Annotated in this window: 22 protein-coding genes, 1 tRNA gene and 2 pseudogenes; 8 read left to right on the top strand and 17 right to left on the bottom strand. The window is 70.6% G+C overall.

Annotation, left to right across the window (positions count from 1 at the left end; translation table 11 throughout):
• Nucleotides 1–39: 39 nt before the first annotated feature.
• From ACIP94_RS10415 to ACIP94_RS10395, 5 genes and pseudogenes are all read right to left on the bottom strand, one after another.
• Complete coding sequence (locus ACIP94_RS10415; protein ID WP_402422386.1) at nucleotides 40–441, bottom strand: STAS domain-containing protein; 402 nt, start codon at nucleotides 439–441, stop codon at nucleotides 40–42.
• Nucleotides 442–500: 59 nt separating this feature from the next.
• Complete coding sequence (locus tag ACIP94_RS10410; protein ID WP_402422383.1) at nucleotides 501–992, bottom strand: DUF5994 family protein; 492 nt, start codon at nucleotides 990–992, stop codon at nucleotides 501–503.
• Between the two features lie 133 nt (nucleotides 993–1125).
• The gene (locus ACIP94_RS10405; RefSeq protein WP_402422380.1) at nucleotides 1126–1452 is read right to left on the bottom strand and encodes a hypothetical protein; all 327 of its coding nucleotides are present in this window, start codon (nucleotides 1450–1452) and stop codon (nucleotides 1126–1128) included.
• 79 nt (nucleotides 1453–1531) lie between these two features.
• Nucleotides 1532–1792, bottom strand: a complete 261-nt coding sequence (locus ACIP94_RS10400; RefSeq protein ID WP_402423049.1) for a hypothetical protein — start codon at nucleotides 1790–1792, stop codon at nucleotides 1532–1534.
• Nucleotides 1793–2179: 387 nt separating this feature from the next.
• A pseudogene (locus ACIP94_RS10395) lies at nucleotides 2180–2526 on the bottom strand (MerR family transcriptional regulator); the annotation flags it as partial.
• A gap of 397 nt (nucleotides 2527–2923) precedes the next feature.
• On the opposite strand from ACIP94_RS10395, the gene ACIP94_RS10390 reads away from it, so the two are divergent.
• Complete coding sequence (locus tag ACIP94_RS10390) at nucleotides 2924–3511, top strand: hypothetical protein (protein WP_402422377.1); 588 nt, start codon at nucleotides 2924–2926, stop codon at nucleotides 3509–3511.
• Here the strand turns inward: ACIP94_RS10390 and ACIP94_RS10385 are convergent.
• Nucleotides 3499–4473 carry a TolB family protein gene (locus ACIP94_RS10385; protein WP_402422374.1) on the bottom strand — a complete coding sequence of 325 codons (975 nt, stop codon included), beginning with the start codon at nucleotides 4471–4473 and terminating at the stop codon, nucleotides 3499–3501. The two genes, ACIP94_RS10390 and ACIP94_RS10385, sit on opposite strands and share 13 nt — an antisense overlap.
• A gap of 605 nt (nucleotides 4474–5078) precedes the next feature.
• On the bottom strand, nucleotides 5079–5621 hold the full coding sequence (locus ACIP94_RS10380) for a DUF4142 domain-containing protein (protein WP_402422371.1): 543 nt from the start codon (nucleotides 5619–5621) through the stop codon (nucleotides 5079–5081).
• Between the two features lie 164 nt (nucleotides 5622–5785).
• On the opposite strand from ACIP94_RS10380, the pseudogene ACIP94_RS10375 reads away from it, so the two are divergent.
• A pseudogene (locus ACIP94_RS10375) lies at nucleotides 5786–5998 on the top strand (site-specific integrase); the annotation flags it as partial.
• A gap of 3 nt (nucleotides 5999–6001) precedes the next feature.
• Here ACIP94_RS10375 and ACIP94_RS10370 read toward each other — a convergent pair.
• From ACIP94_RS10370 to ACIP94_RS10355, 4 genes are all read right to left on the bottom strand, one after another.
• On the bottom strand, nucleotides 6002–6124 hold the full coding sequence (locus ACIP94_RS10370; protein ID WP_402423097.1) for a hypothetical protein: 123 nt from the start codon (nucleotides 6122–6124) through the stop codon (nucleotides 6002–6004).
• 149 nt (nucleotides 6125–6273) lie between these two features.
• On the bottom strand, nucleotides 6274–6969 hold the full coding sequence (locus ACIP94_RS10365) for a hypothetical protein (RefSeq protein WP_402422368.1): 696 nt from the start codon (nucleotides 6967–6969) through the stop codon (nucleotides 6274–6276).
• Nucleotides 6970–7106: 137 nt separating this feature from the next.
• Complete coding sequence (locus ACIP94_RS10360) at nucleotides 7107–7679, bottom strand: hypothetical protein (RefSeq protein ID WP_402422365.1); 573 nt, start codon at nucleotides 7677–7679, stop codon at nucleotides 7107–7109.
• Between the two features lie 230 nt (nucleotides 7680–7909).
• Nucleotides 7910–8455: an RNA polymerase sigma factor gene (locus ACIP94_RS10355; RefSeq protein WP_402422363.1), complete on the bottom strand. Its 546-nt coding sequence runs from the start codon at nucleotides 8453–8455 to the stop codon at nucleotides 7910–7912.
• 108 nt (nucleotides 8456–8563) lie between these two features.
• Between ACIP94_RS10355 and ACIP94_RS10350 the strand changes: the two genes are divergently transcribed.
• The 5 genes from ACIP94_RS10350 to ACIP94_RS10330 all read left to right on the top strand — a co-directional run bounded on the left by ACIP94_RS10350 (nucleotide 8564) and on the right by ACIP94_RS10330 (nucleotide 12351).
• A complete protein-coding gene (locus ACIP94_RS10350; RefSeq protein ID WP_402422360.1) occupies nucleotides 8564–9472 on the top strand; it encodes a serine/threonine-protein kinase in 909 nt (302 codons plus the stop codon).
• Nucleotides 9473–10032: 560 nt separating this feature from the next.
• On the top strand, nucleotides 10033–10311 hold the full coding sequence (locus tag ACIP94_RS10345) for an SHOCT domain-containing protein (protein WP_402422357.1): 279 nt from the start codon (nucleotides 10033–10035) through the stop codon (nucleotides 10309–10311).
• A gap of 324 nt (nucleotides 10312–10635) precedes the next feature.
• The gene (locus ACIP94_RS10340) at nucleotides 10636–11034 is read left to right on the top strand and encodes a BlaI/MecI/CopY family transcriptional regulator (protein ID WP_402422354.1); all 399 of its coding nucleotides are present in this window, start codon (nucleotides 10636–10638) and stop codon (nucleotides 11032–11034) included.
• Between the two features lie 3 nt (nucleotides 11035–11037).
• Entirely contained in the window at nucleotides 11038–11973 is a 936-nt protein-coding gene (locus tag ACIP94_RS10335; protein ID WP_402422351.1) for a M56 family metallopeptidase, read from the top strand.
• 150 nt (nucleotides 11974–12123) lie between these two features.
• Nucleotides 12124–12351 carry a hypothetical protein gene (locus ACIP94_RS10330; RefSeq protein ID WP_402422348.1) on the top strand — a complete coding sequence of 76 codons (228 nt, stop codon included), beginning with the start codon at nucleotides 12124–12126 and terminating at the stop codon, nucleotides 12349–12351.
• Between the two features lie 9 nt (nucleotides 12352–12360).
• Here the strand turns inward: ACIP94_RS10330 and ACIP94_RS10325 are convergent, their stop codons facing one another.
• The 5 genes from ACIP94_RS10325 to ACIP94_RS10305 form a co-directional block, all read right to left on the bottom strand.
• Nucleotides 12361–13014: a phosphatase PAP2 family protein gene (locus ACIP94_RS10325; RefSeq protein ID WP_402422345.1), complete on the bottom strand. Its 654-nt coding sequence runs from the start codon at nucleotides 13012–13014 to the stop codon at nucleotides 12361–12363.
• Between the two features lie 200 nt (nucleotides 13015–13214).
• Complete coding sequence (locus ACIP94_RS10320) at nucleotides 13215–13382, bottom strand: hypothetical protein (RefSeq protein ID WP_402422342.1); 168 nt, start codon at nucleotides 13380–13382, stop codon at nucleotides 13215–13217.
• 143 nt (nucleotides 13383–13525) lie between these two features.
• Entirely contained in the window at nucleotides 13526–14662 is a 1137-nt protein-coding gene (locus ACIP94_RS10315) for an MFS transporter (protein ID WP_402423046.1), read from the bottom strand.
• Nucleotides 14663–14700: 38 nt separating this feature from the next.
• Nucleotides 14701–15114: a Chromate resistance protein ChrB gene (locus ACIP94_RS10310; protein ID WP_402422339.1), complete on the bottom strand. Its 414-nt coding sequence runs from the start codon at nucleotides 15112–15114 to the stop codon at nucleotides 14701–14703.
• Nucleotides 15115–15233: 119 nt separating this feature from the next.
• Nucleotides 15234–16154 (bottom strand): undecaprenyl-diphosphate phosphatase, encoded by a 921-nt coding sequence (locus ACIP94_RS10305; RefSeq protein ID WP_402422336.1) that lies wholly within the window; start codon nucleotides 16152–16154, stop codon nucleotides 15234–15236.
• Nucleotides 16155–16337: 183 nt separating this feature from the next.
• On the opposite strand from ACIP94_RS10305, the gene ACIP94_RS10300 reads away from it, so the two are divergent.
• Nucleotides 16338–16472, top strand: coding sequence for a hypothetical protein (locus ACIP94_RS10300; RefSeq protein WP_402422333.1), 135 nt, complete (start codon nucleotides 16338–16340; stop codon nucleotides 16470–16472).
• A gap of 280 nt (nucleotides 16473–16752) precedes the next feature.
• Here the strand turns inward: ACIP94_RS10300 and ACIP94_RS10295 are convergent.
• Nucleotides 16753–16826 (bottom strand) — tRNA-Gly (locus ACIP94_RS10295).
• Between the last annotated feature and the right edge of the window lie 246 nt (nucleotides 16827–17072).

Here is a 17072-nt window from a genome sequence, read left to right as displayed (position 1 = left end):
CCTCGGCGGCCGGGGGCGCGTCGGCTCGGCTCGTTGCCGTCAGCTGCGCCGTCCGGGTGGCTCCGGCGCGCCGGTGTGGGCCGTTCGTCCCTCCCAGGCGTCCTGTGCGTTCGCGTAGGCGGGGAAGCGGTGGAGGAGGCCCGTGCAGCGGAAGACCACGTCGGCCGTGTGGTTGTCGCGGACGACGCGGACCCAGCCGCCCCGGGCGTGGCAGTCCGACCACGCCTGGCACAGCGGCGTCAGGATGCTGCAGTCGGCGAAGGTCACCTCGCTCAGGTCCACGATGAGCAGGAGCCGTCCGGGCCGGGCCGCGCGGGCCTCGGCCAGGGCGCGCGTCAGTGGCTCCACGGTCTGCGCGTCCAGCTCGCCATGTGCGTGGACGATGCGGCACTCCTCGAGAAGCCCGGGCGCCTCGCCCTGAGCGGTCAACGGCTCGCACACGGAGGGTAGTTGAGGCCGGTTGGCAGTCCCGGCCGCAAACGCCCACCGAGCAGCGTGCCTCACTCCGTCTTCCCTGTCGTGCCTTCGAAGCGACCGGTCTCGGCGAGCGCCAGCATCCGCGCGGCGGTCAGCCGGTTCTCGGGGTCGGCCGCGGTGGCCAGCAGCCGGACGGCCGATCCGGAGGGCTCCTCGGGCGGGACGACCAGGAGCGCCCAGCGTCCCACGGTGCCGCAGTCCAGAGTGATGACGTGCGCCTCACTTCCGGGCTCGGCCGGCTCCACGGCGATCACCCGGCCGGGCGCCATGACCGTGGGCGGGGCGTCGGGCCATTCGGCGGGGTTCACGGTGACCCGTACCGTGGTGTCCGGGTCCGGATCCAAAGAGCTCACGAGCGAGGGAAGTTCGAGTTCCAGCGCGTCGCAGCGCGGCCACCAGGCCCCGTCCAGCGGGCCGTGGCTGACATCCGGGGTGAGGGTCAGGCGGGGCAACGGCATGCGGTACGTGTGCGCGTCGGCGGACGCGCCTTCGGCCGGTGTTCCGCTGGGTTCCATCGTGCGGTCCCGTCCCGGGAGCCGTGGCGCGACTGCCCGTTTCGTCACTCGCCGGGAACGGCACCGCCGGTCGCGCTGCGCGAAAAGCTCTCGGTACGGTCAGGCTACTCCCGGTCGAGGAGAAGCGGGCGGGTCAGTCGTGCGGCTGCGTCTTCCGTGCCTGCGCACGGTCCTCCTCCCCTTGCTCCCCTTGCTCCTCCTGCTCCTCCTGCTCCTCCATGAGGCGGATGCCCTCGTGGGTCAGCGAGACGGCGGCGGGGGTCCGGTGCGAGGTCCAGTCCACATTGATCAGCCCCTCGTCGGCCAGGTAGACGCAGGCGGCGGAGAGGTCCTCGTCGGGCAGGTCCAGCTCGGCGCGGAGCGCCGATCCGCTGACCTCGGGACGGTTCTGCTCGACGGCCCCGTAGAGGGATCGCAGGACCGCCTTCCGGTTGTTCTTGCGTTCGCGGAGTTTCGTCATGGCTGTCGTTCTCCGAGGTGTTTGACGGCCGCGCGGAGACGGACGCGACGGCGGATCCTGGCGGCCTCAGGGCCCCGGTTCACACCTCATCGGCGTGTGCCTGCGCCTGCTCTGTCGGCCCACTGGTCGAGAGCCAGGACCGTGCGGGTTCCGCGGGGTGCGCGGTGTCGAGGGTGAGATGGAGCCGGGTCCCTCCTTCGCTGCCGGCGGGATAGCTGCGCTGCTCGGTCGAGGCGAAGCAGCGGCGCAGGACCTCGGCGACGCGCCGGGCGACCTCCGGGGTCGCGGCGACGATACGGACCTCGGCGTGGCCCTCGGAGGGCAAAGGCTCGTGCTCCATACGGACCTCCTGGCAGGCGACGGGCAGGAACCACGCCATGCGGTCCCTGCCCGGGACGCCGGGCGACGGTGCGGGGCTGTGGCGTGTGCCCACGGCGGCCCGCTTGCCGCATGCTTCCACAGCGGCCCTCTTGTGAAGGGTATGCCGCGTAAGGGTGGCCGCGCGGCCACCCTTACGCGGTTTCCCGGCCACCTGCCGGTCGCCCGACCCAGGTGGCGAGCCGATCCTGTGGACGCGCGGGACGACGGGACCGTCCAGACGTTGCGGTCCTGGGGGTGGCGGAGCGCCGGGGACGACACCCTCACGGCCGTGCCGCCGGGCCCGTTCCGCGTTCTGGTGCTGGCTGCGGGGGCGTGAGCACGCGTAGCCGATCACGGCTCGCCCTCGCGCCCGTTTCAGCTCCGCCTCGGTGGCGTGGCTCAGGTCGAACGTGATCTCCCCGAAGACCTCGAAGCGTTCCTGAGGAGTCAGGGACACGCCGGTCTGCTGTACCTCGATGGCTCGTTCCGCCACCTCCGCCAGCCGCTGCAGTCTGGTGATCTCCTCACTCGGCTGCCGCTGCCGGGCCCGCACCTGCTCCACGGCGTTCACCTGCGGTCCTTGAGAATCGCGGCGATCTCATCGAGGGAGAAGCCGGGCTCGCGGCAGAAGAGGATCTGCCGGAGCCTGGCCAGGTCGGCGTCGCTGTAGACCCGGTAACCGGCGGGGCGCGCCTGGGAGTGCGGCCCGGCCACGGCCGAGACGCCGCCCCTCGCCGGGCCTCCGACGGTGGTCGAGGCACCGGCCGCGGACCCGCTGTCCCGGACGACCGACCGCGCCCGCCGTCCCGTACCGGTGCCCCTGCCGCCTTGGCTGTGATGGCCCACGCTGGGCTGTACGCGGTCGCCCCGTACGCGGCCGCCCGCCGTCCGCAGGGCCGTTGCGACCGTGGCGGAACGCGCCGACGAAACGTCGCGGTCCGGAAGCAAGAGTGGATTCCCGGCGCGCGACGGCGCGGTGGGGTGGCCCCTCACGGCATCGTGAGGGGCGGCAGCGGTGCGAGGTGGACAGCGGGCCGGTACAGGGCCTGCAGCCGTCGCGGTGGCGCGGGCCAGTGGGTCAACATGAGGTGTGCGATTCGATTCCGTTCCCATGCCGGCGACCGTCGAGGCCAGACCTCGTGACAGTCGTGGATATCCCGTACCCGCCATCACTCCGTGGGAGGGCGACGAGCCCCAGTTCGCGATCACCGATTACGGGCGCAGCGCCGAGTGCGCGCGACAGCGTCTGTGTTCCGTCTGTAACACCCTGATACCCAGGGGCCCGGTGTGGCGGGTGGTCGGCGCCGCGGAGAGTTCCGCGATCCGCGAGGCGCTTGCCGCCGGGCGGCCGTACCGCAACATGGCGGCGACACTGGAAGCTCCGGGGCACCGCGCGTGCATGCTCTACGCCTCGATGGTCTGCCCCTATCTGGCTCGCCCCAACGCGCGGCGGGGGCTGACAGCGGAAAGCCCGGACGACATGACCGCGCATGTCGTCCGGGGTGCCGTCCGGGGTGAACTGGGTGCCGTGGTGGGGTTCGGCGACTACGAGTTCGCCGTCACCTCGACCCAGGTCCTGTTCCGTTTTCTCGATGTGGTCGAGTACCTGCCGCATGACACGGCCGACCAGCACCTGGCGGAGCTACGGGCGGAACTCGCCCGCTCCGGCGGCCGGTTGGACGGCGGTCAGCCACGATAGGCGGGCAGGCCGGTGTGCTCGGAGACCCTGACGGGCCGGCCGAAGCCGTGAGCGGTCTTGGTGATGGTGTACGTGCCGGCGGGAGCGCGGAAGGCGATGGTCTTGCCGTTGGGCGACCAGGTGGGCTCGGTGTAGTCGGTGGTGGCGTTGGGGGTGATGTCCTTGACGGCGCTGGTGCCGCTGTTGAGGTCGTCGACGAAGAGGTGGTCGTGTCCGTGGACGGACCGAACGAAAACGACCTCCTCGTTGTCGGAGGAAAGCGCGGGCTCGGAACCCTTGGTCAGCGCACCGCCCTGCTGACGCAGGTAGTCGTCGCGGATGTAGACCTCGCCGGTGTGAGTGTTCTCGTAGACGGCCGTGCCGTAGGCCCCGCCGGCGTTGGGCCAGGCGTTGTCGGTCTGCGGGACGCCGCCGTCTCCCGGGTCTCCGTTCAGGCTGATCTTGGCGGGCTTGCCGTGGTTGCTGGTGGCCTTGATGCCTTCCAGAACGGTGCCGCCGTGGATCTTGGCGGCGAAGATGAGGTTGTTCTTCGCCGGGATCTGGTTCGCCCTGTCGGCCGCGGTCACCTGCCAGGTGGGGTGCGACCAGGTCTGCCCGCCCGGGTTGGCGGCGACGGTGACGCGGTGGCTGCCGTCGGGGTCGGAGACGACGAGGTTGCCGTGGCCGTCGATGAAGGCGGCCTTGCTGCCGCTGGGGTTCCAGGCCAGGTCGCGGACGATGGTGCCGAAGTCGATCGACTTTCCGTTGACGAGGACGTGGCGGGTGCCGTCGCTGATGGTCAGTCCCCTGGACACGGTGACCGTCCGGGCGGACGCGGCCGCGGCGACCATCGCGGCGCCGGCCTTGGCATCGCCTCTGGAGGGAGCGGCCGTCGCGGTGGCGGCCGTGCCGCACAGGGTGAGCAGTGCGGTGGCACCTGCGGTGATGACGGCTGCGGTGCTGCGACGCTTACGAGCGGACATCGAGGTTCCCCCAGGGATGTGAATGACGCTGCGATGAGAGTGCGCGGGAACCGCCCGCCGTCCCCAGGACCTGAACCGGTCCGCTCGGCTTGCCGCCCCTTGCGATGAGAGGAGTCTTCCAACGGAGGGTGACGGAGCTGTGCGCCCGCTGTCACAGCTGTGCAATAGCGGGCACATGAGGTGAGAAGATGTCAAGAACGGGCGCCGCGGTCTGAACGGACGTGCGCAGCGAGTCGAGTTGGGGGCACGAGGCCGGTCCACGCTTCCGGTTCCGGCTTCGTCGGCTTCTGGTCCTTCCATGCCTGCAGCTCCTCCTGGCGGGCGCGGTGGTCGTCACGGGCGGCATCGAGGCCGAGGGGCATCGGCGCCGAGGGGGACCCCGTGGCCTCTGTGTGCCCTTCTCGAGGTGGGTCGGGGGTGCGAGGGACGGGGAAATAGGCCTGGATAACAAGAAGCCCCAGGCCGCTGGCCTGGGGCTTCGGGAAGAGCGGGGTAACGAGAATCGAACTCGCGCTCTCAGCTTGGGAAGCGACATGGCACTGCCCGTGATCCTCCCGAAGGCGCACATCGGTGAGCCGGGATCACGTCCGTGAACCGGCGGGCGCCTACGCGTGGCACACGCCGTGGTTGACCATCTGGATGTGCCGTGCGACCACCGGGCGCGCGCTCTTGGCCAGGGACTTCACGAGCCGGTTGGTGCCCGAGCCGATCTCCTTGTCGATGAGCGCGAGGGTCTCCACGTGGGCGGGGTACTGGGCCTTGAGCCACGCGGCATCGTACGCGGGCGTCCCGGCGAGGGACTTGAGGCCGGCGGTTTGCCTCAGCTGCTCGGCCGTTTGCCCGGACGGCAGTGCCACGCCGAGTTTCGCCGCGGTGCTGACGACACCGGCATCAAGGGCGCTGTGGTCGTGGATGAGGTGGGTGCCGACCCGCTTGACGCAGGCGGTGGTCGCCGCGCTCTGGGCTTGCTGACCGGTCGTGATCTCCCACAGGTTTCCCTGGTGGGCCGCGGTCAGGAGCTGCCTGTCCAGGGTGGAGACCGTCGACGGCGACGGCGAAGCGAGGGCCGGGAGCGACGTGGCACCCAGGACGCACAGGGTGGTGGCGCAGACGGCGGCGAACCGGGCACGGGATCGAGTCGTGTACATGAGTCCTCCACAGGTCGCACGTGCAAGCCTCGACGAACCCCCCTCATTGCTCGATGGGTGAGGAAACGCACCTATGTCATGGTTCACCCAGCCGAGTCCCTCGGCAACCGAGAGCCCGGGCGCCCCCATATCAGCTTGGGCGGGTGGTCGGGCGATGCGAACTGCCTGACGGCCTGCTCTTCGGCGGCGAGAAGGGGGCTCCCTTCCGGCGTTCCCCCTTCGGCCGGAAGTGGCGGCATGCCCACGCCGCGGTCGGTCTCCCGGACGGCTTCTGCTTCCACGACCTTCGTCCCACCGGACACACGCTCTCGACTCGTTCGGGCGCCACCTCAATGACCCGATGGGCCGGGCTGTCCAGTCCCCCCGAGAAAGCCGCGCGTTCACGGATGCTGTGGGGCACTGACGCCGTAGCTGACCTGGCGGTGCTGGTCAGTGGCCGGCACGGAGCATGCGGACAGCAGCACGGCAGCGGTCGTGACGGCGGCCGCGCTGAGCCGGCGCATTGCCAAACGATGGATCATGAACCGGCCCCCGACCGCCGTCCGACGCCACCGGTTCCTGAACCCCGGCCAGACGTTCACCGGCTGGCCTGGGCGGTCCCAGGGCCGGGGGCAGCGCCCACGCGAACGCTCCCGGAACCGCCCGGACCGGATCAGTCGGCCAGCCGGGTGACGGCACCGGCGGTGATGCCCTCCATGTAGCCGGGGTCGTCACTGGGCTGACCGGTGAGTTCGACGATGCCGAACCTGTGGCCGCTGCGGATCACCGCGACTCCGCCGGTAACCTTGCCGTCGCCGCTGAAGGCCGGGTACCAACTGCCCTCGCCGGCCTTGACGGTGATCGTGCGCCCCTTGCCGTAGTACCAGTGACCACGCGGCTCGTCCTGGCAGCCGCGCACCAGCTTGTCGAGCTGCTTCTCGTACGAGGCCGCCGATGTGTCGGTGGAACCGTCGGCGACGGATTCGGTCAGCGAGGTGCCCTTGGTGTCGAAGGACCAGGTCACGTCGGCATAGGCGGCGGCCTTCCCCTTGGTCAGCTCTCGCATCGTCTCCTGGCCGGAGCATGCCGAGAGAGCCTGCTTCCCGGTCAGGTCCACCGTGGCGCGGACCGGGGCCAGGCCCTGCTGGAAGAAGTCGTCACTCTGCATCAGGGCGGCGGAGCCGAGGCCGGGTTCGGCAGGAGCGGCGGCAAGGGCGGGCGCCGACCGGCTCGCGGAGCTCGTGTCCGCGCCGGCGGCGGGAAGCGCGCCGATGCCGACCGCTATCAGGGCGGCACCGACGGAGGCGGCTATTCCTGCGGTACGACCGCGACGCGCGAACTTCCTGCGGGCTGCCTGGTTGTCGAACATCTCATCTCCTGTCTGGTCGCGACGCGGTTGGCGTCGTCACACATCTGGGAGATGCCGGAGGTACGGGAGATGTTGGATGGCGATCTGCCGTGATCCTTGTGACGTGTGTCACGTCCACTGGTGGGGCGGTGGTGGTCTCAGAGCCGTGTCACGGCCGCACGGACGATCCGCGTCATCGCTGCCGTGTCCAGGCAGGCATCAATCTCCAGGACCCCGTAGTGCGAGCCGTTGCGGAGTATGGCGACGCCTCCACACGGCTCCTTGCCTCGTGGTGCGGTCCCTGTGGTGTTCAGGTCGCCGCCGTAGACACCCATCCAACTCGCGGTGATGTCCGCAGCGACGTCAATCGTGTGCGTCGGCCCATAGATCCAGTGGGTGGCGGGCTCGCTCTGGCACGGCACTTCCTCCAACAGCAGGCGTTCCGCGTAGTTCTGAGCCAGTGCGCGGCTTCCGGCGTCGTCGGCGACTTCGCGTGCGACCTGATCGTCGATGTTCCCCGCCTCGGTGGGGTCGCCCTGGCCTGTGTCCTTGCTCGTCACCAACCCGCGGAAGTGCGCGTCGGACGATCCCAGCGTCTCGCCGAGGGTCTTCTCGCCGGTGCAGGCCGCGTTGGCGTAGTTGCCGTCTCCGACCCGATCCCGCACGTAGATGCGCTTGGAGAGACCGACCTTCCTGAAGTCGGCCGCTGTCAACAGGTGCCCGTTCGTCATGGGCCCGCTCGCGGGCCTCGGCGTCGGAGAGCCGTTGCCCCGCGAGGACGCCGCAGCGCCTGGCGTCACCGTCGGGGTGGCCGGAGCAGAGGGCGCGGGCAGGACGAACCGGCCTGTCAACAGGCCGAGTCCGATGGCTACCGCCAGGATGACGACGATCGTCCGAGGACGCACGGTCTCCCGGCCCGCGGTCGAGCTGATGCCAGGTGAGAGCGGGAAGCCGGGGCGTCTCAGAGGCCACCGCCGAGGCGGTCCCGCATGAAGCGGCGGGCCTGATGGATGCGGTCCTTGACCGTGCCCAAAGGAGCGTCGGTGATCTCGGCGACCTGAAGATAGGTCAGGTCTCCGAGATCGCGGAGCACGAAGGACTCCACCAGGGCCGGGTGCCGCTCCTCCAGCGCGGCCAGCGACTCCATCAGGTCCAGGCGGGTTCCCGCGATGACACTCGTCGTCCGTGGATCGACACCGTCGGGAACGATGGCATGACTGTCCTCCGCGCGTCGGCGCATCGAGCGATACGTGGACCTGGCGGCGTTCGAGGCGATCACTGTCACCCAGCCGAGGAACGACCCTCGCCCGGTGTACTCGTGCAGATGTGTGCTGATGGACAACAGGGCGTCCTGTGCGGCCTCTTCGGCGTCGGCGTGGTGCGGAAGAAACCGGGAGCAGCGGCGCATCACGGTGGGCCGAAGCCTGACGAGGAGGCGGTCCAGGGACGCCCCGTCACCTGCCTGGGCAGACGCCACGAGGTGCGTCAGTTCATCCTCCTCGAGCACCCTGCTGTCCCCCCGCTATCGTCCGACCTGGACCCCACTGGGTCGCACGGACGTTCCCGACTACAGCCGGCAACATCCGCCACATCGCCCCGGGAAAAATGTTGCCACATGCAGAAGCTAGGTCGTTATCTCCTTGAGGACAGGCTGGGAGCCGGTTCGTTCGCCACCGTCTGGAAGGCGTACGACCCCGAGCTCGACACCGATGTCGCGGTCAAGGTGCTGGCCGACAACTGGGCGTCGAACGCCGATGTACGCCAGCGCTTCCTGGCGGAGGCGAGGCTGCTCCGAAGGATTTCCAGCCCACGTGTCGTGCGCGTTCACGACGTCGGCGTCCAGGACGACAGGCCGTACTTCGTCATGGACTACGTCCGAGGCGGCACGCTGGCCGAGAAGACAGGGCACTGCCGGCCTGCGGAGGCGCTCCGGCTCGCGGCCGAGGCCGGATACGCAGTTCAGGTGCTCCATGACGCGGGCGTCATCCACCGCGACATCAAGCCGTCGAACCTCCTGCTCGACGCCGGCCGCACGCCCCCCGCCGTACTCGTCGCGGACCTCGGCAGCGCGAAGCAACTGGCCGACGCGTCGGGGCTGACAGTCACCACCGGCACTCCCGCGTACATGGCGCCCGAACAGGCCTTCCAGACGGGCGGGTTCGACGGCCGAGCCGATGTGTACGCCCTCGGTGTCGTCGCGTTCGAGTTGTTGACCGGACGCAAGCCGTTCGGGTCGGGCGGTCGCACAGTCCTTGTGACGCAGCAGGCGTCGACGACGTCGTTGCCGTCCCTCCCCAGGGAGCTGGGGGTTCCGGACGGCATCGAAACACTGCTTCGCGCTGCGCTGTCCGTTGAACCTGACGAACGACCGCAGACCGCGCAGGCGTTCGCGGACGCGCTGCTGTCACGGCAGGGAGAGGAGTCGGCGTCGGTCAGGTCTTCGGCGCCGACGCGCCTGATGGTCTGGCTTGCGGCGGTCGTCGTGTTCCTGATGACAGCGGTGCTGACCTGGTTGTCCCGCTGAACGTGCGGGTACCACCTCCCATGCGGGAGGTGCCGCCTGTACACGAGCGCCGCAGCAGGTTCCGGCACGACTCGCCGCAGCTCATGGTTCGCCTCGGTGCCTTCGGCCCGCTGGGGAGACATTGCTGTCCGCGGTGCACTGCCGGGCGAGCGGGCGCACTGCACCGGCCGCGCCCGCAGGGCGGCGTACCGGTGACGAGTCCGCCCGCTTGCGGATCTCCTTGGACTCCGCCGACGGGCCGGAAGCCGGGGCGAAGGGAGCCCCGGCTCACTGCCGCACCGTTGTTCACCGTGGTTGTCCGGTCTTATGGGCACGCTTGGGGCACGAGTCTGCGAGGGGTTTCTCCGCGGATACGCAAATGATCTGCAGCGATGCCGCATCTCCGGTTGCGGTGTGCCGTTGACATGTCGGCTTGCAGAAGCACACGTCAGTGACAGTGTGGTCCGTACGGGGCATTGGGTCCTTCGGCCCTGTGCCTGGGAACTCTGGCCCGGACCGGTTGAGGTCTCGCTGCTCCATCCTGGTAGCGCTGGGGCGGTCAGCCGAGGGAAGTGATCGGCATGATGTGGTACGACGGCGGATGGGGCTGGGGCGGCTGGATCGTCATGATCGTGTTCATGGTCCTGTTCTGGGCCGTCCTGATCGTCGGGCTCATCGCACTCGTGCGCTACCTCGCCGGTGCCCGTCATCATCAGCAGCCAGGCTCGCCTCCACCGCCTGGGGAGGGCGGGTGGCAGGACCGGGGAGCCGAGAACCTGCTCGCCGAGCGGTTCGCACGCGGGGAGATCGACGAGGACGAGTACAAACGTCGGCTGGCGGTGCTTCGTGAGCACCGATGACTCCGCACAGCCGCCGAGAGGTGTGGACGGCGATCGCCATCGGGTTCCCGATCGTCGCCGGATTCAGCGGCATGCCGCAGCCCCGGTCCGATCGACATCAGGGCAGTGCGGGCCTGGAACGGCCGGCGGAGCGCTCAGCGGCGCAACTACTCGTGCCTGTGCCGGTTGAGGGCTCTTGTCAGCCCGCGGGCGGCAGCCCGGCGGTGTGGACAAACCCTGACCGAAGTCGACCCGGGTACACACCTTGGCTGTTTCTCTACATCTCGTAGTAGCTTGAACGGGGCGAAGACAGGGTTTGCTGGGGCAGGCAGAGGGAGGTGCCGGATGGCCGGCGGTACTGACGGCCGGAAGGAGTCCCGGCGCCGTGCGCGGGGAGAGCTGGAGGGGCAGGTGCTGGCGGCCCTGTGGGCGGCCGGCGGTCCGGCGACGGCTGTGGCGGTGCACGGGAACCTGGGGGACGACGACACGGCCCACACCACCGTGCTGACCATCCTGACGCGGCTGTGCGACAAGGGTCTGGTGACCCGGCGGCGTGAGGGGCGTAGTTACGTGTACACGCCCGTGGACGACCGGTCGGGGATGGCCGCGGCCGGGATGCACTCGCTGCTGGACGAGGGCGGGGACCGCGCGGAGGTGCTGGCCCGGTTCGTGTCGGATCTGTCGGCGGAGGACGAGCGGCTGCTGGAGCAGCTGCTGCACGGTGACGGCCACCTGCGGGGGTGAGGCGTGTTCTGGCCCATACCGATGTATCTGCCGCTGCTGGTGAGCGCGGCGCTGGCGCTGGTGGCGCCATGGGCGGGGCGCCGGATGCCTCCCCGGGCAGGGACGTGGGCGATGGCGTGCGCGGCCGTCGTGGCGGCCGGTACATGGGCGACTGAGCTGGCGATCCTGGCGTTCACCGCGATAGGGCAGGTGCCGGTGGTGGCGGCGCAGGGGCCGTGGTCGGTGAGCGTGCTCGCGGCGGAGGACCCGGTGAACCGGGAGGTGGCCGCGGTGTGCGCCGGGGTGGTGCTGGTCGTGGTGGTCAGTGTGACGGTGGCGTCCTGGCGCCGGGGGCGGGCGCTGGTCGATGCCTGGCGGGAGTGCCGGCACATCGCGGGGGGCGGGGAGCTTGCCGTGGTCGACGATCCCGTTCCGGTGGCCTTCGCCGTGCTCGGCGTGCCGGGGCGTGTGGTGGTCTCCTCCGGGATGTTGCGGCTGCTGGACGCGCCGGAACGGCGGGCCCTGCTCGCCCATGAGCGCGCGCACCTGCGCCATCGGCACCATGTCTTCTCGCTGGTACTCCATCTGGCGGCCACGATCGATCCGTTGCTGCGGCCGCTGGAGCGAGCCGGGGCGTTCGCGGTGGAGCGGTGGGCGGACGAGGTGGCGGGAGCCGAGGTGGCGGACCGACGCCTGGTGGCGCGGGCCATCGCGCGGGCGGCGCTGGCGGCGAGCCGGGCCCGGCAGGCGGCTCTGGCCGCCACCGGCGGGCCGGTGCCGCAGCGTGTCCAGGCGCTGATGGCTCCGCCGGTTTCGCGTCACACCGGCGCGACGGCTGCGTTCGCGGTGCTGATGGCGGCGTGCTGCGCGAGCCTGGCTCTGACCGCGCATGACACGGAGCGGCTGTTCGAGGCCGCGATGCATGCCCATGCCGCCGGAGCGCACCTGCCCGCGCGGTGATCGGTTCGGTGCGGAGTGGCATCCGTCTCGGTCCTGGGGGTGCTGGCTCCGATGTATCCGCCGCGGCAGCCGAGGAGCCGAGCCGGCACGGGTGCCGTGACGTCGGGGATCGTGATGGGTGTGAGCGGGAGCTGTCTTCCGTGGCCGGGCGTGCCGTTCCAGCACGGTCCTAGGGTCGCCGCGTTCGCCGCGTTCGCCGCGTTCGCGGTGTTCGCGGTGTTCGCCGTCGTGCCTGGTGGCCTGCGGCTGTCGGCGCTGGTGCACGGCCCCGCCGGTAGGGCCGGCAGGGCCGTGGTGGAGGGGCGCCGGCCGGTAGTTCATCCCTTGCTCGGGACCTGGCTGTGGACGACTGAGGCCGGTGGTCTGGTGGCGCCCTGAGACAGAGTTCTACCGGGCGTGCTGCGGAGCGGCCACCACGGGTTCGGCGGTCAGCAGCGGGCGCAGTGCGCCGCCGCTCAGGGACGCGACCAGCGGGGTGGCCCAGCGGCGCAGCGCCAGGCTGGTGAGGTAGGCGACGGGCAGGGCCAGGAGGGCGGAGCCGAGGACGTCGTGGGGGTAGTGGGCGCCGACGTAGACGCGGGTGAAGCCCTCCACCACCGCGAACACGGCGGCGATGGCGCTCAGGCGGCGGTCCAGCAGGAAGAGCGCGGCCACGGTCGCGGCGGCGACGGTGGAGTGGCCGCTGGGGAACGCGTAGTCGGAGGGCGCGGGACAGGCGTCGACGATGTAGGCATGGGGCATCGACCGGCAGGGACGTACCTCGCCGACGATCTTCTTGACCACTTCGGCGGCGGCGAAGGCGACCACGACGGCGGCCGGTGCGGCCAGCGCGACGGTCATGGCCTGCGTGCCGCGGCGGCGTGCGTTCCACCAGCCCATCACCATGAGTAGCGCGAAGACGCCCAGGCCGAGGTTGGTCCACAGCTCCATGGGGGTGTTCAGCCACTTGGTGTCGCGGGCGAAGTCGGTGACGGTGGTGAACAGCGAACCGTCGATGCCGGAGCCGTCGAAGGCCAGTTGCGCGGTGGCGGCCGCGGTCATGGGCACGTCCTTCCATGTCAGCACGAGGCGACGCGGAACGGCCGGGCGTCGCCGGTGATCCCCACGCTCGCGATGGCAGGCTGGTGACGTCGCGGTGAACGAGTGGTGGCCGTCCAACCAATCTACTACGTGTTGTAGAAACTCTGCCTGTCGTCCAGCAGGCCGGATCGCCAGGGTCGTGCCTGGCCGTCAGTCCGCGGTCAGTCCGGGGCCGGCGCGGCCACGTGGTCTTGTGCATCCCGGTATGCGGGTTCCGACTCCCGCGCCGTCGGCATGCGCAGAGTGACGGACGTTCCCTGACCCGCGTCGTCGACATGGGCGGTGCCGCCGTGGGCGGTGGCGACGGCGTGGACGAAGGCGAGTCCCATACTCCCGCCTCTACATGGCCGGCCACGTCACCAGCGACCTCACCGCCGGAACCCTCCTCGGCGACCTGATCGGCGACTACGAACTCGCCGTCAGCGGCCACTGACACCCACCGTCGTGCCCGGCGCCGTCCGCTGTGCGGGTTTCACCCTTCGGCGGGACGGCGCCGTACGACGGTGAGGGCCGGCCCGAGGGCGAGGAGGATGGCGAGAACGGCGTACCCGTGGGTGAGGGTGGTGAGGGAGGCGACCACGGCAACCAGCAACGGACCGCCCGCGTCGCCGAGTTCGCGTCCGAGCTCCGCGGCGCCCATGGTCTGCCCCAGACGTTCCGTGGGAGTGCTCGCGGCCAGGGCGGCGAACCCCAGAGGAGTGATCAGCCCGGTTCCGGCGCCGATCAGGGCGGCGCCGACGAGGATGCCGGTCAGGCCGGGCAGCATCGCGCAGCCCAGCCCGGCGGCGGCAAGCAGCAGCCCGGCCGCGACACCGGAACGGGTCGTCAGGCGTCCGTCGTCCAGCGCCCGCCCGGCCCGCGGCTGGACGACCGCCGCACACGCGGCCAGCAGTGACACGGCCGCTCCTGTGGCCACCGTGCCCAGTCCGGCCACCCGGCCCGAGACCGGCAGGAACCCCACCCCGACGGACAGGGCGGCGGTCGCGGCCGCCAGCGCGGACGTCGGGACGAGAAAGGCCGGGCCGGTGAGCCCCCGGGCCAGATCCAGCACCGTCTGCCGGGCCTTGGGCAGCGGGGGTACGACCGGGACGGTGAGCGCGGCCCAGGCAGCCACCGCGGCACCGAGTACGGCCAGGACCACGAACAGCAGCCGCAGCCCGCCGGCCCACACCACCACCCCGCCCAGCAGTGGACCGAGGGTGTAGCCGATCGACTTGTAGAAGCCGTAACTCCCGAACGCCCGCCCGTGCTCGGCCGCCGGGTTGAGGCGGGCGACCAGCGCGGAGGCCGACGGCGAGAAGGCGGAGGCCGCGGCACCCTGCCCGAGCCGGGCGGCCCACAGCCAACCGGGGCCGTCCGCGATGGCGTACACGGCGGATGCGGCAGCGAAGGCGACCAGGCCGCCGAGCAGCACGGGCCGGGCGCCGACGCGGTCGGCGAGGGTGCCGAAGACCGGCTTGAGGAGCACCTCGGCACCGTCGTACAGGGCGAGCAGACCGCCCAGCACCAGCAGCGAAGTGACCGCGCCCTCGGCGTGCGCGCCGAGGCTGGCGGCGATGCCGTGCGCGCCGAAGGCAGTGGTGAACCCCGCAGCGTACAGCGGCCACATCTGCCGGGCCGGGGCGGCCTTGACGGTCGTCCGCGTGCTCACTGCTCCGCCTCCGGGACCTGGTGCGGGGTGGCGAAGACGCGCTCGGCGTAGTCCTCGCAGGCGGCCACGCACTGCTTGAGCCGCCGGCCTGCCTCGGCCGCCTCCGGGGTTCCGAACACCTCGCGTGCCGTCAGGTCCCGGTGCCGGCGCCGCAGCCGCTCCGGCGACTGCTCCTCTTCCTCCGGCTCGGCCGACGTGAACTCGGCGACGCGGATCTCCTTGACGATCTCCCCCTCGAACGTGCCGCAGTCGGCCAGGGACTCCACCCAGTCCGCCGACCGGGCAGCACCGAACATCTCCTGGAGACGGACGGCGTCCCGAGGGCCGCGCCCCGAGGCGTTCAACGTCACGCCCCGGCCCTTTGCCTGCTCGGTCACGTAGACGTCGGGGATCAGAAACGCGGTCTTCATGCGGCGGGCCTCCGGTCCGACTTGGTCACGCCGTGGCCCGGCGGCGGGAGCGCAGGTGGGACACTCAGGGTCCCTTCCTGTCGTGCGTCGCCGCCGGGGTATGGGGACGCGGGGGCTGGTCAGCCGAGGGTGAAGTAGGCCAGGCTGCCCAGCCCGGCCAGTGTGCAGTAGATGGCGAAGGGGATGAGGGTGCGGTTCTCGAAGTAGCGGACCAGGAAGCGGGTGGCGAGGTAGGCCGCGATGAAGGCGGCCACGCTGCCGGCCAGAAGGGGGCCGCGCAGGCCGTTGCCCTGGGCGCCCAGCAGGGGCGGGAGCTTGAGCAGCGCGGCGCCGCCGATGACGGGGGTGGCGAGGAGGAACGCGAAGCGGGCGGAATCCTCGTGGTTGAGTCCCTTGAAGATGCCCGCGCTGATCGTGGAGCCGGAGCGGCTGATTCCGGGTAGCAGGGCGAGGATCTGGGCCGCGCCGATCGTCATGGCCTGGCGGATGGTCATCCGGGTGATCCGCAGGTCGGACTGCTCCTCCGCTGACAGATGCTCCTCCCCGGGGGCGACGGTGGCCCCGGCCCGCCTGTGGCCGGTCCCGCCGCGCCGCAGCTGCTCGGTGACGAAGAGGACGATGCCGTTGAGGGCCAGGAAGATCGCGGTGGGGATCGGGCGCCCGAGCGTCGTGCGGAAGACCTTGTCGAGCGCGACTCCGGCGACGCCCACCGGGATGCAGGCCGTGATGATCAGCCAGGCGAGTTTCTGGTCCACGGTCTGGATGCGGCGCTGGGTGATCGAGGTCGTGAGGCCCTTGATCACACGGACCCAGTCGCGCCAGAAGTAGACGACGAGCGCGAGCGCGGTGGCCAGGTGGAGGCCGACCAGCTCGTTGAGGTAGAGGGATCCGTCGGCGGAGACGTCCAGGTCGTGCTTCCAGTGCCCGCCCAGGAGGGCGGGTATCAGGATGCTGTGCCCGAGGCTGGAGACGGGAAACAGCTCGGTGACGCCTTGCAGCAGGCCGACGCCCACGGCTTCGGGGTAGGTCAGGACGGACATGGAGGGCCTTCGACTCGGAATACGGGAAGGTGAGGCTTCGGACGACGCTCGTGGCGGTTCCGACCCGTTCGGAAACTACTACATCTTGTAAAACTTGGCGCCTGGGGTGAGTGGTGTTCATCTGGAAGTCCCGCAAGGTTCGGCAGTGCCACCTCGACGCCCAGCTCCACGCGGCTCACGGACGTGGCCCGCGAGGTGCATCTGCGGCCCGCTGACCGCAACGACCTCATCTTCGGGCTGGTCGTCACCGCGCAGGAGGGCGAGGGGCGGCGGTACGGCGGCGAGGACAACCGGCCGCAGCTGTCCGTCGTTCGTTGAACCGGCGCGGGACCGAGGCGGCTCGGCTCTGGCGGCTGCACATGGCCACTGGCGCGGCGTCGTCCTCGTCGAACGCGGCGCGGCCGTCGAGTAGCCGCCGGTGCGTGGGCCGGCAACTGCCCTTTTGCGTACGCGATTTCGCAGGCGTTGCTCGATTCGGTGACGCAGGTCACATGAAGTGCGTCTCGTCATTCTCAACCTAGGGCGCGCGGAGGTCACGCCACCCCCACATTGGACTGGACAACAACAAACCCCAGGCCGTTGACCTGGGGTTTCTTCGTGGAGCGGGTGACGAGAATCGAACTCGCGCTCTCAGCTTGGGAAGCTGATGTTCTACCATTAAACTACACCCGCGTAAGACGCCGGTTCAGCCCGGTGTCCGAATGCTCGCTCACTCTACCTCATGTCGGACCTCCGGTGTCGCAGCCGTGGGGTCCGATGCCGTTCCGGGGTGTGGATGCGGCTGTGGAGTGCGGGAGTTGGGGCGTACGGTGGGGGTAGTGGAGAGGGGTCCTGTGCGGTCGGAGTGCCGCCTGGAGAGCCGTCCCTTTGATCCCGTAATGTGGCTTTCGTCGTCCGTCGCAGACGTGCGACGAAGGC

It is taken from the genome of Streptomyces sp. NPDC093261, assembly GCF_044753645.1.
GTDB lineage: Bacteria > Actinomycetota > Actinomycetes > Streptomycetales > Streptomycetaceae > Streptomyces.
This window is presented reverse-complemented; position numbering and strand designations above follow the sequence as displayed.

Bases quoted from the DNA above. Each gene is read 5' to 3' on its own strand.
- ACIP94_RS10410 (WP_402422383.1), bottom strand. From the start codon at position 992: ATGGAACCCAGCGGAACACCGGCCGAAGGCGCGTCCGCCGACGCGCAC.
- ACIP94_RS10405 (WP_402422380.1), bottom strand. From the start codon at position 1,452: ATGACGAAACTCCGCGAACGCAAGAACAACCGGAAGGCGGTCCTGCGA.
- ACIP94_RS10400 (WP_402423049.1), bottom strand. From the start codon at position 1,792: ATGGAGCACGAGCCTTTGCCCTCCGAGGGCCACGCCGAGGTCCGTATC.
- ACIP94_RS10390 (WP_402422377.1), top strand. From the start codon at position 2,924: ATGCCGGCGACCGTCGAGGCCAGACCTCGTGACAGTCGTGGATATCCC.
- ACIP94_RS10385 (WP_402422374.1), bottom strand. From the start codon at position 4,473: ATGTCCGCTCGTAAGCGTCGCAGCACCGCAGCCGTCATCACCGCAGGT.
- ACIP94_RS10380 (WP_402422371.1), bottom strand. From the start codon at position 5,621: ATGTACACGACTCGATCCCGTGCCCGGTTCGCCGCCGTCTGCGCCACC.
- ACIP94_RS10370 (WP_402423097.1), bottom strand. From the start codon at position 6,124: ATGCGCCGGCTCAGCGCGGCCGCCGTCACGACCGCTGCCGTGCTGCTG.
- ACIP94_RS10365 (WP_402422368.1), bottom strand. From the start codon at position 6,969: ATGTTCGACAACCAGGCAGCCCGCAGGAAGTTCGCGCGTCGCGGTCGT.
- ACIP94_RS10360 (WP_402422365.1), bottom strand. From the start codon at position 7,679: ATGACGAACGGGCACCTGTTGACAGCGGCCGACTTCAGGAAGGTCGGT.
- ACIP94_RS10350 (WP_402422360.1), top strand. From the start codon at position 8,564: ATGCAGAAGCTAGGTCGTTATCTCCTTGAGGACAGGCTGGGAGCCGGT.
- ACIP94_RS10345 (WP_402422357.1), top strand. From the start codon at position 10,033: ATGATGTGGTACGACGGCGGATGGGGCTGGGGCGGCTGGATCGTCATG.
- ACIP94_RS10340 (WP_402422354.1), top strand. From the start codon at position 10,636: ATGGCCGGCGGTACTGACGGCCGGAAGGAGTCCCGGCGCCGTGCGCGG.
- ACIP94_RS10325 (WP_402422345.1), bottom strand. From the start codon at position 13,014: ATGACCGCGGCCGCCACCGCGCAACTGGCCTTCGACGGCTCCGGCATC.
- ACIP94_RS10320 (WP_402422342.1), bottom strand. From the start codon at position 13,382: ATGGGACTCGCCTTCGTCCACGCCGTCGCCACCGCCCACGGCGGCACC.
- ACIP94_RS10315 (WP_402423046.1), bottom strand. From the start codon at position 14,662: ATGTGGCCGCTGTACGCTGCGGGGTTCACCACTGCCTTCGGCGCGCAC.
- ACIP94_RS10310 (WP_402422339.1), bottom strand. From the start codon at position 15,114: ATGAAGACCGCGTTTCTGATCCCCGACGTCTACGTGACCGAGCAGGCA.
- ACIP94_RS10305 (WP_402422336.1), bottom strand. From the start codon at position 16,154: ATGTCCGTCCTGACCTACCCCGAAGCCGTGGGCGTCGGCCTGCTGCAA.